Annotated in this window: 8 protein-coding genes; 1 reads left to right on the top strand and 7 read right to left on the bottom strand. The window is 66.8% G+C overall.

Annotated features, from left to right (window positions below):
- Positions 1–6 precede the first annotated feature (6 nt).
- Positions 7–1,956, top strand: a complete 1,950-nt coding sequence (locus V8J55_RS18335) for a serine hydrolase domain-containing protein (RefSeq protein WP_336447045.1) — start codon at positions 7–9, stop codon at positions 1,954–1,956.
- Positions 1,957–1,995: 39 nt separating this feature from the next.
- Here V8J55_RS18335 and V8J55_RS18330 read toward each other — a convergent pair whose 3' ends face one another.
- The 7 genes from V8J55_RS18330 to V8J55_RS18300 are packed head-to-tail and all read right to left on the bottom strand — an operon-like array spanning position 1,996 to position 13,635.
- Entirely contained in the window at positions 1,996–4,524 is a 2,529-nt protein-coding gene (locus tag V8J55_RS18330) for a beta-glucosidase H (protein ID WP_336447044.1), read from the bottom strand.
- Entirely contained in the window at positions 4,524–4,847 is a 324-nt protein-coding gene (locus tag V8J55_RS18325; protein WP_336447043.1) for a hypothetical protein, read from the bottom strand. The genes V8J55_RS18330 and V8J55_RS18325 overlap by 1 nt, the downstream gene beginning before the upstream one ends.
- Entirely contained in the window at positions 4,847–6,520 is a 1,674-nt protein-coding gene (locus V8J55_RS18320) for an AMP-binding protein (RefSeq protein ID WP_336447042.1), read from the bottom strand. The genes V8J55_RS18325 and V8J55_RS18320 overlap by 1 nt, the downstream gene beginning before the upstream one ends.
- The gene (locus tag V8J55_RS18315) at positions 6,517–8,115 is read right to left on the bottom strand and encodes a tannase/feruloyl esterase family alpha/beta hydrolase (RefSeq protein WP_336447040.1); all 1,599 of its coding nucleotides are present in this window, start codon (positions 8,113–8,115) and stop codon (positions 6,517–6,519) included. Before V8J55_RS18315 ends, V8J55_RS18320 begins: the two co-directional genes overlap by 4 nt.
- A complete protein-coding gene (locus V8J55_RS18310) occupies positions 8,112–8,975 on the bottom strand; it encodes an alpha/beta hydrolase (protein ID WP_336447039.1) in 864 nt (287 codons plus the stop codon). Before V8J55_RS18310 ends, V8J55_RS18315 begins: the two co-directional genes overlap by 4 nt.
- The gene (locus tag V8J55_RS18305) at positions 8,975–10,438 is read right to left on the bottom strand and encodes a carboxylesterase/lipase family protein (RefSeq protein ID WP_336447038.1); all 1,464 of its coding nucleotides are present in this window, start codon (positions 10,436–10,438) and stop codon (positions 8,975–8,977) included. The genes V8J55_RS18310 and V8J55_RS18305 overlap by 1 nt, the downstream gene beginning before the upstream one ends.
- Positions 10,438–13,635: a family 78 glycoside hydrolase catalytic domain gene (locus tag V8J55_RS18300; RefSeq protein ID WP_336447037.1), complete on the bottom strand. Its 3,198-nt coding sequence runs from the start codon at positions 13,633–13,635 to the stop codon at positions 10,438–10,440. Before V8J55_RS18300 ends, V8J55_RS18305 begins: the two co-directional genes overlap by 1 nt.
- Positions 13,636–13,664 lie beyond the last annotated feature (29 nt).

Here is a 13,664-nt window from a genome sequence, read left to right as displayed (position 1 = left end):
GCCATCATGAAGCTGTTGATCGCCCTCGCGCTCTCCTGCGCGCCCGTCGCCGCCCTTGCGCAGACCGTCGCGGCGGACACGCCCGGCAAGCTCGCCAGCGGCGTGCAATATGTCCAGCCCAAGGACTGGACCGCATCGAAGCAGGGCCCCGCGCTCGTCTTCACCTCGCCCGAGGGTGACCTTCGCATCGTCGTCGCCGAGGTCGGAACCGCCGCCGATGCCAAGGACGCGGCCGCAAAGGCGTGGGCGATCGTCCGCCCGGGCGCCGCGCCGGATCTGCGCACCAGCACCGCCGCTCCCCCGGCCGACGGTTGGGAAGAGCGCGTGAGTTTCGCCTATGACACGCTGCCCACCGAGCGCGCCGCGCGCGCGGCGACCGCATTGCGCAAGGGCACCGCGTGGACCGTGCTGATCGTCGACGGCTCGGCGGGCACCGCCGCGAAGCGCTCGGCCGCGATGTCGGTGGTCGCGCAGGGACTGCGCCCCGCCGGTTTCCAGAAGGAAAGCTTCGCGGGCAAGACCGCGCACGAACTCACGCCCGAGCGCGTCAAGCTGCTCACCGATTTCGTCGAGCAGAGCCGGCAGGAACTCGAAGTCCCCGGCGTCGGCTTTGCGCTGATCGATGATGGCAAGGTGCTTTGGCAGGGCGGCTTCGGCGTCCGTGCGCTCGGCTCGCCCGAAAAGGTCGACGAACACACCAAATTCATGATCGCGTCGAACACCAAGGGGATGACCACGCTGCTCCTCTCGACGCTCGCCGACGAGGGCAAGCTGCGCTGGGACGAGAAGGTCGTCGATCTCTATCCCGAATTCCGCCTCGGCAACGACGAGGTCACCAAGTCGGTGCTCGTCAAGCATCTGATCTGCGCCTGCACCGGCCTGCCGCGCAAGGACTTCAGCTTCATCCTCGCCGACAAGGGCCAGCCGGCCGCGGACACCTTTGCGCAGCTTGCCGCCACCATGCCGACCAGCAAGTTCGGCGACCTGTTCCAGTATAACAACCAGCTCGCCTCAGCGGCGGGCTATGTCGGCGGGCATATCCTCTATCCGAAGATGGAATTCGGCGCCGCCTATGACCGCGCGATGGAAGAAAAGGTCTTCCAGCCGCTCGGCATGAAGGACAGCAGCTTCGATTATGCCGAGGGCATGGCGGGCAATTGGGCGGCACCGCACGGCCTCGACATCGACGGCAAGGTGACGCTGATGTCGAACGACTTCAACTGGGCGCCCTATCCCTATCGTCCGGCGGGCGCGGCCTTTTCCACCACCGCCGATATGGTCCGCTACGTCCAGCTCGAACTCGGCAAAGGCATGCTCGACGGCAAGCGCGTGGTGAGCGAAACCAACCTGCTCGCGCGGCGCGAGAAGGGTGTGCAGGTGGGACCCGACAGCTGGTACGGCATGGGGTTGTTCCAGCGCGACGCCTCGGGGGTGCAGGTCGTCACGCATGGCGGCACGCTGATGGGTTATCACAGCACATGGTTTGCGCTGCCCGAGTCCGGCGTCGGCCTCGTGATCCTGGTCAACAGCGATCCGGGTGCGTCGATGCTTGCGCCGACACTCCGCCGCCTGCTCGAAATACTCTACGACGGCCAGCCCGAGGCAGCGCGCGACATCACCGCCGCCGCGACGCGGATCAAGGCGCAGGCCAGTGCGAAGCGCGAGCGGCTGACCTATCCGGGCGATCCCGCGGTGCTCGCGGGCCTCGCCGGACACTATAGCGATCCCTCGGTCGGTCAGATCAGCATCAGCGAGAAGAACGGCCAGAAATGGATCAAGGCCGGCTTCGTCGAGGGGCCGATCGCCACGCGCAAGAACGCCGACGGCAGCATGTCGATCGTCTCGGTCGGCCCCGGCAATATCGGAGTCGATGCGCTGGTCGGCACCAAGGATGGCAAGCGCACGCTCAACATCAACGACGGCCAGCAGACCCAGTATCTATACGTCGAGGATTGATCAGGGCAGCTATCGCATACCCCCGATCGCGGTCCCATTTCACTCGGCCGTCACGTCGATCTCGCGCTGCTGGCGAATATCGGCTGACGACGACCCGGCCATGATCCGGTAGCGGCCGGGGACGACGCGCCACTGGCCGCGTTCGGCGTCGAACTGCGAAAAGGCGCGGGGGTCAAGTGTCACGCTGACCGAGCGGCGCGCGCCGGGCGCGATGTCGACTTTGGCAAAGCCGCGCAGCGCGATCGGCGGATCACCCGCCGCGGGTGCGAGCGGCGCGACATAGATTTGCACCACTTCCTTGCCCGCGCGCTTGCCGGTGTTGCGGAGGGTAAGTTTCGCCGAAACCGCTTCGCCGCCTTTGACGCGCGTGGGCGCCGACAGCGCCGAATAGGCAAAGCTTGTGTAGCTGAGCCCGTGTCCGAAGGCGAAGAGCGGCTTCACGCCCTTTGCGACATAGCCGCGATAACCGACGAGCAGCCCTTCCGAATAGGGCGTCTTGGCGCCCTTGAGGTTGATCGCATCGTCTTCGGTCCGCGCCGGGAAGGTCACGGGCAGCTTGCCCGACGGGTTGACCTTACCGGTCAGGACATTGGCGAGCGCGGCGGCGCCGCCCTCGCCCGGCAGCCACATGTCGACGATCGCGGGCGCCTTGTCGGACCAGGGCATCGTCATCGCCGCCCCAGCGTTGACGACGACCGCGGTCTTCGGATTGGCGGCGAGGATCGCCTCGACGAGCTTGTTCTGGCCGCCCGGCAGGTCGAGCGAGGTGCGGTCATAGCCCTCGCCCTCGGTGGTCGACGACGAGCCGACGAACAGCAGCACGGCATCGGCGCCGCGCGCCGCGGCGACCGCTTCGTCGAACGACGGAAGCGGCTCGCGAATACCGAAGCTCAGATATTCATAGGGGGTCTGACCGTTCACATAATCGAGCCGGATTGGGTAGCTGCGCCCCGCCTCGAGCTGGACCGATACCGTCCGCCGCGGGATCGGAAAACCGAGCACGTCGCGGATGTCGGGCTTCGACGCACTTGCTTTCGACAGCACGGTGTTGCCGTCGAGTATGATCGTCGCGTTGCCGGTGCCGCGGGTGCTGAATTCATACGTGCCGCTCTTGTCGGGCCAGAACAGCCCTTCCCAGCGGAACGCTGCATAGCCGGTAACCTGCGGCCCGGCGATATTGCCGCTGATCCGCTTCAAAAAGCTCGTCGCGGTTTCGCGTTTCACCGGCTCGCCGCTCATATCGGCGTTGGCATAGTAGGTCGCCGCAAGGCCGGTGACGCTGCGGTCGGTTCCGGGGCTGAACAGCTTGGCGCTGGCACCCGGCGGCGTCTCTTCATTGTCGACGCCGCGCGCATAGTCGATCCGGACGCCCGGCAACGCCGCCTTGAGCGCGGCGAGCGGCGTGCTCGTCTCGAACGGCACCACCGCCGAGCTGCCGCCGCCCTGGATGCGCACGACGTCGGCGTTGGGGCCGATCACCGCGAGCGATTTGATCGACGGCGGCAGCGGCAGGACGCCGCTGTTCTTGAGCAGGACGATCGCTTCCTCGGCCGCGCTCTGCGCGAGCGCGGCATTGCGCGGCGTCTGCCCGGCGACCGGGCGGACGACACCGCGTTCGATCGCTCCGCTGCGCACGATCAGGCGCACCATACGGCGCGCATTGTCGTCGAGCTGCGCGGCCGTGACCTTGCCCTCCTCGACCGCCTTTCTGAGCTTGGGACCGAAATGGTTCGGCGGCCCCGGCATTTCGAGGTCCATGCCCGCATTGACGGTCGTCGCGGTCGAATGGACCGCGCCCCAGTCCGACACGACAAAGCCCTTATAGCCCCATTCACTCTTGAGCAGGTCGGTCAGCAGCCAGCGGTTCTCGGCCGCATGGGTGCCGTTGATCTTGTTGTACGCCGCCATCACCGACCAGGGATCACCCCCTTTGATCACCGTCTCGAACGCCGGCAGATAGATTTCGCGCAGCGTGCGCGGATCGACCACCGAGTCGACGATGAAGCGGTTCGTTTCCTGATTGTTCGCGGCGAAATGCTTGAGCGAGACGCCGATGCCCGCGCCCTGCGCGCCCTTCACATAGCCGAGCCCGATCTGGCCCGCGAGATACGGGTCTTCGGAATAGGTTTCGAAATTGCGGCCCCAGCGCGGGGTGCGCACGATATTGACCGTCGGCGCGAGGAGGACGTCGGCGCCATGTGCGAGCGTTTCCTTGCCGATCGCCGCGCCGACCTTGGCCGTGAGGTCGGGGTTCCACGTCGCCGCCATTGCGACACCGACGGGGAACACCGTCGCGGGCTTGCCGTCGGGCGAGCGCACGCCGGTCGGCCCGTCGGTCATGCGGAGCGAGGGGATGCCGAGCCGTGGAATCGGGTTCAGCGTCATCGAGCTTTCGCCCGCGAGCAGCAGGATCTTTTCGTCGATCGTCAGCCGCCCCATCAGGTCGTCGACGCGCGCCTCGATCGGCGCCGATTTGTCCTTGTAGATCATATCCTGCGCCTGTGCGCCGGACAGCGCCACCGTGGAAGACAGCAGAGTTGCCGCCAGATAGGCTGTCCGGCGCATCATTACTTGATCTCCGCCAGATCCTTGGCGGTCGCGGCGAGCATCTCGTCGGTGATCTTGCCGTTCGAATAGGGCTGGAGCTGCGTCAGGCTGATCGCCTTGAACATCTCATATTCGGGCAATGCGATCATGCCGGGGAAATGCTTCTCGATCACCGCCTTGCCCTTTTCGTCGGCGGCGATGTCCTGCAGCGGGGTGTCGAGGTTGAATTTCGCATCGCTGGCGGGCGCGGCCGGCGCCGGTGCTGGCGCGGCGGGAGCGGCGGTGCCCTGGGCAAAGGCGGGGGCGGCGGCCATCAGCGCCGCAACAAACATGGCAATTTTCATTATTCTTCTTCCTTTCCGAGATCGGCGACCATCGCCTCTCTGATCAGATATTTCTGGACTTTTCCCGTCACCGTGGTGGGGAATTCGCCGACGATACGCACGTAGCGCGGGACTTTATAGTGGGCGATCTGGCCGCGGCAGAACTCGCGTATATCGTCCGGGCTGACGTCCGCGCCGGGCTTCAAACGCACCCACGCGCACAGCTCCTCGCCCATGCGCTCGTCGGGAATGCCGACCACCGCGACATCCTCGATCGCGGGGTGGCGATAGAGGTAATCTTCGACCTCGCGCGGGTAGATATTCTCGCCGCCGCGGATCACCATGTCCTTGAGGCGGCCGACGATATTGCCGTAACCTTCGGCATCGATCGTCGCGAGATCGCCCGAGTGCATCCAGCCGTCGGCGTCGATCGAATCCGCGGTGCGTTCGGGCTCGTCCCAATAGCCGATCATCACTGAATAGCCGCGCGTGCAAAGCTCGCCGGGCTCGCCCGAGGGCACGATGTTGCCGTCCACATCGACGATCTTGCATTCGAGATGCGGCTGCACCCGGCCGATCGAGCCGACGCGGCGCTCGAACGGATCGTCGGGCGCGGTCTGGAAGCTCACCGGGCTCGTCTCGGTCATCCCGTAGGCGATCGTCACGTCGCGCATATTGAGCCGCTCGACCACCCGCCGCATCAGCGGTTCGGGACAAATCGCGCCCGCCATGCAGCCGGTGCGGAGCGACGAGACGTCGAACTCGTCGAAGCGCGGATGCGCGAGCACGGCGATAAACATCGTCGGCACGCCATAGAGCGACGTGCAGCGTTCGGCCTCGACCGCGCGCAGCACCGCTTCGGGGTCGAAGCCCTCCGACGGATAGACCATCGCCGCGCCGTGGGTGATGCTGGCCAGATTGCCCATCACCATGCCGAAGCAGTGATAGAGCGGCACCGGGATGCAGATGCGGTCGGCCTCCCCCAGCCCCTGCGTGTGCCCGACGAAATAGCCGTTGTTGAGGATGTTGCGGTGGCTGAGCGTCGCGCCCTTCGGCAAGCCGGTGGTGCCGCTGGTGAACTGGATGTTGATCGCATCGTGGGGATCGAGCGTCGGCCCGATCGCGGCGAGGCGCTGGCGGTCGGTATCACTTCCCTGCCCCGTCACGTCGTCGAAGCGCAGCCAACCCGCACGCGCGTCCGCACCTATCAGGATCAGCGAGCGCAGCGTCGGCAGGCGCGCCGCGCGAAGCTCGCCGGGCGTGCTCGCAGCAGCCTCGGGCGCGAGTTCCTCGATCATCGCGGGATAGTCGCTCGTCTTGAAGCTGGTCGCCGCAACGAGCGCCGACAAGCCGACCTTGTTGATCGTATATTCGACCTCGGACAGGCGATAGGCAGGGTTGATCGTGACGAGGATCAGCCCCGCGCGCGCCGCGGCGAACTGCGTCAGCGTCCATTCGACGCAGTTGGGCGCCCAGATGCCGATGCGGTCGCCGGGGTTCAGCCCGAGCGCGAGCAGCCCGGCGGCGAAGGCGTCGAACCGTTCGAGCAGTTCTGCGAAATTCCAGCGGATCCCCTGCGCGACCGAAACGAGCGCGTCGCGGCCGCCCCAGCGCTCCGCGGCGAGCGCGAGCGCGTCACCGATCGTGTGTTCGATCAGCGGCGGTTCGGTTGCTCCGTGAACATGGCTCGTCATTTTCCGGGTGCCTCGCAGGTAAAGCTCGCCGCATCGTCGGTCGAACCCTTACTGTCCCATTTCGCGACCTTGGGGAATGCACAGAGCGGCCGCGTCCGCCCGGCCTTTGCGGGGAGGCCGATATAGGCGAACAGATCGTTGTCATATTTGGTCGCGATGATCCGCTCGGGCGCGGGTCCGCCCTGCCGCCAGCCGTCGAGCGCAGCGAGCGGATCGAAATTGTTCGGCCCCGGTCCCGCAAGACAGTGCGACATGCCGGGCACCATGAACAGGCGCACCGAGGTCGCCGCGGCGCGCGGGTTGGCGGCGACCAGACGCTCGTAATAATCGACGGTATTCTGCGCCGGGATCCCGGCGTCGTTCCAGCCGTGATAGAGGATCAGCTTGCCGCCGCGCTTGTAGAAAGCGCCAAGGTCGGTGCGGTCGGCGTCGAGATCGCCGCCGACGCGTGCCTTTGCCAGCGCATAGTCGCGCTCGAGGTTGAAGTCGGACATTTTCCAGTCGGGATTGGCGTGCACGAAATAGCGGAAGAAGGCGGTGCCGAACTTCACATGCTGCGACGTCTTGCCGGTCAGCCATTGCGACCAGGTGCCCGCCTCGGCCTCGGCGCCGGGCGCGAAGCCGGGGTAGAAGCTCTTGCCGTCAGCGGTTTTTGGTCCTTCGTAGAACAGCTTCGCGGTCGCGACTTCGCCAGGTGTCAGGCAATCAGTGCCCTCGCCGCCCTTGCACGCGAGCTTGGCGGGATCGAAATGGCAGGAGCGCGGATCGTCGATCACGCCGTCCTTCACGCCATCGAGCCCATCGCACTGCCCGAGCGATGCCGTCTGGAGCAGCTTCAATTTCGCTATCGACAGGTCGCCGCCGGGCTTGCTCGCCGCGACGGCATTGTTCGCGAAGGCGCTCGCCATGCGCGTCCACGGCATTGCGGGGGCGCCCGCGATGATCGCATCATAATCGGCGGGGTAGCGCTGCGCGAGCGTCAGCGCCTGCCGCCCGCCATCCGAACAGCCGTGGAAATAGCTCGCCGACAGCGGATTTTCATAAAAGGCAGCGATCACCTGTTTCGCCGTCTCGGCGCCGACATGGTTGGCACGCCAGCCATAGTCGCGGATTTTCTCGGGCGCGTTCAGCGCCCAGCTCGCGTCGACATCGGCCTCGCTGACATGCCCCATGTCGGTGCCAACCGCGGCATAGCCCTTCTGCACCGCGCCGCGCATCAGGAGCGACGGCAGCAGCATGTTCGCACCGAAGCCGCCGTTGCCTGCGCCGAGCAGCTTGCCGTTCCAGCCCTGACGTTCGGGCAGCCACACCTCGACCTTGATCGACGATCCGGGCACCGGAGACAGCGTCGCCTGCACGCGGCAGAAAGCGGCGGGCGCCGGTAGGCCGGGCTTGCCGGCCTCGAGATTGACCATCGCGCCGCCCGCGAGCGAACTCGCGGCGTCGACCTTGCCGTCCTTCAGCGCCAAACCGGTCAGCCCTTCGCAGCTGCCGATCTTTTGCACAGCGGGCGTCGGCGCCGGTGCGGGTTCGTTCGCGGTGCAGGCCGCGAGCAGCGATCCGCCGGCGAGGAAGAGGAGCGACGCGGCCCTCATTTGCCGACGAGTCCCTGCCCGCGCATCCAGTCGCTCATCGCATCGGTCCATGCATCGCTCGGTTTGCCGCTCTTCTTCATGCCGAAACCATGGCCTCCGCTCTCGTAGGTGACGATCGTGCTGCTCGCGCCGGCATCCTTCCACGCCGCGGCAAGGCGGACGCTGTCGGCATATGCCAGCTTGTCGTCCTTCGCCGCCGCGACGAACAGCGGCGGCGCCTTCTTCGGCACCGCAATCGCGTCGGGCAGCAGGCCGGGATAGATGGCGATCGCGAAGTCGGGGCGGCTCGCGGGCTTGTTCGCCGCGAGCGTCCACACCGTCACCGCGCCCCCCGCCGAAAAACCCATCAGCCCGACGCGGTTCGGCTTGATGCCATAGCGGGCGGCGTTCTTGCGGACCCACTTCACCGCATTTTCGCCGTCGGCGGTCGCGAGCGGGCGCAGCGGTTCGACTGCGGTGCGCAGCGAAGGAATATTGGCGAGATAGCGCATCATCTGGAGCGGAAAATCGGCGCCGGTTTCGAGCAGGCGATATTTGAGCACGAAGGCGGTAACGCCCTGGCTGTTCAGCCATTTGGCGACCGCTTCGCCCTCATTGTCGATCGACAGCATGTGAAAGCCGCCGCCGGGCGCGACGATGACCGCGGTGCCGTTGGGCTTTTCGGCGACATAGGGTGTGAGCGTCGCATCGGAGACGTTGCGCACGATCGTCCCGAACGGCCCTGTTTCGCGCACCTCCTTCGAGGTCGCGGGCACCGGGGCCGACGACAGGCGGATCACCTCCCACGCGCAAGCGGGGATTGCAACGATGGCGAGCGCACCGGCAAGGACGGCGGAGAGACGCATGGTCATGGCTTTCATTATTTTCCGTCCCGTGCGGCGGCGATGGCGGTGAGCGCGGGTGTGGTTGCGGGCGCCATTGCGGTTGTCTCGAGTCCCATCGACAGCAGCTGCGGCGCCGCGGGGTCGAGCCGAGACCAGACGGGCAGCCCGCCGCCGTTCGGATCGCCGGTCTTCGCGAAATTGGTCCAGTAATCGCCGAGTTGCTTGGCGGCGGCACGGTCGGCGGCGGTGGCATCGGCGGGCAGGTTGCCGAACTGGAACGCGACATCCGACGCATGGACCGCGCCGACGTCGGGCTTGCGCTGGCCCTCGGCCACATAGCCGAAACGATAGAGGAAGGTCGGCGCCCCCGCGCGCGCCTGCAACAGGCCGAAGGCGAGCGCGGGTTCGGCGAAGATCGCGTCGCCGCCGAGCCGCCGGTTCGCCTCGTCCTCGCTCGCATAGGCCGCTTTCACGATGGCAGCGGCAGCACCCAGTCCCTTTTCGACCGGGCCGTTGACCATCGCGCGGAACGGCGCGGGGATGAAGCCGAGTTCGTCGTCGTTGCTGCCAATGATATAGGGAATGCGCGCCTGCCTGCCCTCGGCGAAGATCGTCTCGGCGCCGGCGGGGACGATCGTCCCGTCGGTCATCGGCCCCGAATAGCGATCCTCTTCCTTGCTCATCAGCGCGAGGCTACCGAGAACCTTCTCGGCGGGCAGCGCGCGCAATGTCGCCGCGTCGGCCGCTCCCGCACGCACGCCGAACGCCTGCCCCTTCGCCTGCGCCTCAGCCAGCGTCGGCCAGTCGTCGCGGCCACCGCCCGAGGCGACGATCGCGCGCGCGAACAGGCCCTTCGCGGCGGGCGACGCCATCAGACGCGATACCGATTCCCCGCCGGCGCTCTCGCCGAAAATCGTGACCTTGGCCGGATCACCTCCGAACGCCGCGATGTTGCGCTGCACCCATTTGAGCGCCGCGATCTGATCCATCAGCCCCCAGTTGCCATCCTGCCCCAGCGCGGGATGCGCGAAGAAACCGAAGCGGCCGAGGCGGTAATTGAAGCTGACGACCACGACGTCGCGCTTCGCGAGCAGACCGCCGTCGGTTTCGGGCAGCGTGCCCGACCCGCCGACGAAACCGCCGCCGTGGATCCAGACCATCACCGGCAGCTTCGCGCCCTTGGCGGGCTTCGGCGTCCAGACGTTGAGCGTCAGGCAATCCTCGCTCATCGACCGCGATCCGGGCTGGATGCCCGGCAGCGGGTTCTGCATGCAATCGGGGCCGTAAGCGGTCGCGTCGCGCAGTGCGCTCCGAGGCTGGGCGGGCGCGGGTGCACCCCAACGCAGGGCGCCGACGGGCGGCGCGGCATAGGGGATTCCCTTGAACGCCGCGACGCCTTCGGTGGTCGCGCCGGCAACGGTGCCGCTGTCGATCGCCACCTGCTGCGCCGCGACCGGCGACGCCAAAAGTGCAGCCGAAACCAATACGCCGCGGATCATTATTTGCCTCCGGTGGTGAAGATGAAACGGCCGGGGCCGGTACGATAGATCGAATAGCCGGCCGCCTGACGCACGGCTTCGGCACCCGCAGGGGCGACAATCGCCCCGAAGCGCTTCGGCACCCAGATTTCGCCCGTCGTGTTCGCCGGCACGTCGGCGGTGAGCGACAGCCTGCCCGCTTCGACCTTCCAGCCCGAGAAGGCGCGGCCGTGGACCGTCTCCATAGCGGCCTCTGCGCCCGCAAGCCCGTCGGGGATCGCGGGCTTGACGAGCACGACCTTGTACCCCGGCGCGCCCGGGCGCAGCCCGGCCAGCCGCTGGCGCATCCAGTCGGAAATCGACGCGAAATAGTGATGATCGCGCGAACGGCTGTTCAGGCTCCACGTTTCGAACATCGTCGAGTGGCCGTTCTTGATCCACCAGCCCCAGCTTGGCTCGTCGGTGCGCGTCGCGACGCGATACGCGAGGTCGGCGTAGCCATAGTCGCTCAGGATTTCGAGCAGGTAACGCGCACCATAGACGCCGGTGAGCAGCCCCTGTTCCTTGACGTCATTTGCGATGGCCGCCGCGACGTTCTTCTCGCGTCCCGTCGGCACCATGCCGAACGCGAGCGGCAAGATATTCTGCACCTGCGTCGGCCGGCCGACCGCTCCCTTGCTGTCGATGGTGCGATACCAGCCCATGGCGCCGTTCCAGTAGCGCGCGTTATAGGCGGCGCGGATATCCTCGGCGAGCCTGGCATAGCGCGTCGCATCGTCGGCCTTGCCGATGATCGCCGACGATTTGGCCAGCAGGTCGGCCTGATGGAAGAAATAGGCGGTCGTCACCGCATCGACCCCGCCGCCGCGCGCATTGCTGTAATCCATCCCGCCCGCCGACGCCCATTCGGAGAGTCCCGCCGACCGCTGGTAATCGGGCGCCTTTATAAAGGTCGCGGTGTAATCGACCAGCCGGCGCTGCATGTCCTGATTGTCCGCGAGCACGCGCGTATCGCCATAGGTCGTGTATAATTCCCACGGCAGGATCATCGCCGCCGCGTCCCACGGCGTCGTCGGCCCCCAGATCACGTTCCAGCCGGGGGTGTTCTCATAGCCGTAGAAGGGCGTCGTCGGAGCAATCTCGGGCACTTCACCTTTGTCCGACTGCGCATCGCGGAAGTCGGCGAGCCATTTGGTCCAGACGCGCGCGATGTCGAGGCTGCGCACCGCGGCGCCCGCCGACGCCTGCGCATCGCCGGACCAGCCATTTTTTTCATAGGTCGGCGTATCGGTCTGGAAGCCGTGGAGATTGTTGAGGATCGACGCGATCGCAGCAAAATCGATCTGGTTCAGCAGCGGACTAGCGCTGGCAAAGCTGCCCGTACGCGCGACCGCCGAATGGACGATGCGGGCGGTGAGCGCGCCTTCGGGCGGCGTGCCCGGAAAACCCTCAACCTGCACATAGCGAAAGCCGCGATAGCCGAAGCGCGGTTCCCATTGCTCGGCGCCCTTGCCCGCGAGCGTGTAGCGGTCGGTCTGGAGCTGCGCATCGATCAGCCCCGCAGCGGGGACGACCCTGCCGTCGTCGGCGACGCGTTCGCTCGCGACCATCGAGACGGTGAGCCCGCGCGGGCCGCTGACCTTGAGCACCGGCCAGCCCGCGACGATGCGGCCGAAGTCATAGACATGGACGCCGGGGGCGACTTCTTTCATCGCGACGGGCGAAATTGCCTCGACCGGTTCGATCGCTTCGGAGGTGGCGGCGACAAGCTGCCCCGCCGGCCCTGCAACAACCGGCGCCGCCTGCCATTTGCGGTCGCGGAAACTCGCACGATCCCAGCCCGCCGGCACCAGCCGCGCGTCGAAACGTTCGCCGCGATGGACCGAGTCATTGAGCGTCGGGCCCGAAAAGGTGCGCCAATTGCCATCGGTCACGACGGTTTCGCGTATTCCATCGGTGTAGGTAATCTCAAGCTGTGCCTTGAGCGCAGGTTCGGCGTGCCAGGGCGCCGCGTGGAAATACCATTCGTTCGGATCGGTCAGCCCGTACCAGCCGCGCCCGAGTTCGGCGCCGATCACATTCTCGCCGCGACGCAGCAGGCTGGTGACGTCGAGGGCATAACCGAGAACGCGCTTGTCATAGGCGGTGAACCCTACGCCGAGCGACGAGCCGACGACGGTGCCGTTGACCGACAGACGCGGCATACCCGCGCCCGCATAATAGAGCCGTGCGCTCGCGACCGGCTTGGTGAGACGAAAAGCACGGCGAACCAGCGGCGCGGGTGCTTCGATCGGGAGCATCAGGTCGACGCCCGGCACGCCGCCGGCGACGACGAGCCCATCCTTCGCAACGCTGCCGCCGGTGAACGGATTGTCGCCGCCCGCAAAATCGAACGCGACCGCGGGGCTTTGCGTGCCCGATACGCGGACCGAATGAATTATAGCGGCACTGGCTTCCTTACCTGCAAAGCCGATCGTGCCGTGCTTGTGTGCCTCATTGTCGACCGTCGCGACGACCGCCCCGTCGATGCGCGTGACGATGCGGCCACCCTCGGCGCGGATCGACAGCGCGATGCGGCGCCCCTTGATCGGCGCGGGCAATTTGACCTGCGCCAACCGCTCCATCTTGATCGCCGAACTGGTGCCGCCCGGATAGCGGCGGACGGTCTGGATCAGTTCGGGCCCGTTCTTGTCGTCGGCGAGCGTCCAGACATAGGCGTCGCCATAGGTCTTTCCGTTGGGAAGCGCGCGGAACAATATATCGACGCTCTTGCCCGTCAGCGTCAGCTCGGCATCGAGCGTCAAGTCGCCCCAGTCATGGTCGCGCCGCGCGGGTCCCGAAATCCATCGGGCTTGCCAGTCGGATGCGCGGAGCAGTCCCATCTCCCACCAGGCGGGCGCGCTCCATCCGGTGACCTTCCCATCGGCGTCCCACACCTGCACCTGCCACCAATAGCGTTGGCGCGATGCGAGCGCGGGCCCGGCATAGGCGATCTGGACATTGTCCACCGAGGCGACTTTGCCGCTGTCCCACAGAGGCGCGCGATCGAGGCCGGCTTCCGACGTCGCGACGCGGATGCGGTACGCGCTCTGCCGCGCCACCGGCGACCGCCACGCGAGACGCGGCGCGGCGGTGTCGAGGCCCAGCGGCGCTGCGGCATATTCGGTCCGCAGCACCGCCGGGGCCGGCTCGGCCGCCCACGCAGGCGAGGTCGCCATGCCAATGGCCGCGAGCGCACCCCAAAACA

Origin of the sequence: Sphingopyxis sp. CCNWLW2 (assembly GCF_037095755.1) — a bacterium.
Lineage (GTDB): Bacteria > Pseudomonadota > Alphaproteobacteria > Sphingomonadales > Sphingomonadaceae > Sphingopyxis.
Note: the sequence above shows the minus strand (reverse complement) of the source record. Positions and strands in the feature narration are given on the sequence as shown.

Excerpts from the sequence above, each read along its gene's own strand:
- V8J55_RS18335 (WP_336447045.1), top strand. The coding sequence starts at position 7 with ATGAAGCTGTTGATCGCCCTCGCGCTCTCCTGCGCGCCCGTCGCCGCC.
- V8J55_RS18310 (WP_336447039.1), bottom strand. The coding sequence starts at position 8,975 with ATGAAAGCCATGACCATGCGTCTCTCCGCCGTCCTTGCCGGTGCGCTC.
- V8J55_RS18315 (WP_336447040.1), bottom strand. The coding sequence starts at position 8,115 with ATGAGGGCCGCGTCGCTCCTCTTCCTCGCCGGCGGATCGCTGCTCGCG.
- V8J55_RS18305 (WP_336447038.1), bottom strand. The coding sequence starts at position 10,438 with ATGATCCGCGGCGTATTGGTTTCGGCTGCACTTTTGGCGTCGCCGGTC.
- V8J55_RS18325 (WP_336447043.1), bottom strand. The coding sequence starts at position 4,847 with ATGAAAATTGCCATGTTTGTTGCGGCGCTGATGGCCGCCGCCCCCGCC.
- V8J55_RS18330 (WP_336447044.1), bottom strand. The coding sequence starts at position 4,524 with ATGATGCGCCGGACAGCCTATCTGGCGGCAACTCTGCTGTCTTCCACG.
- V8J55_RS18320 (WP_336447042.1), bottom strand. The coding sequence starts at position 6,520 with ATGACGAGCCATGTTCACGGAGCAACCGAACCGCCGCTGATCGAACAC.
- V8J55_RS18300 (WP_336447037.1), bottom strand. The coding sequence starts at position 13,635 with ATGGCGACCTCGCCTGCGTGGGCGGCCGAGCCGGCCCCGGCGGTGCTG.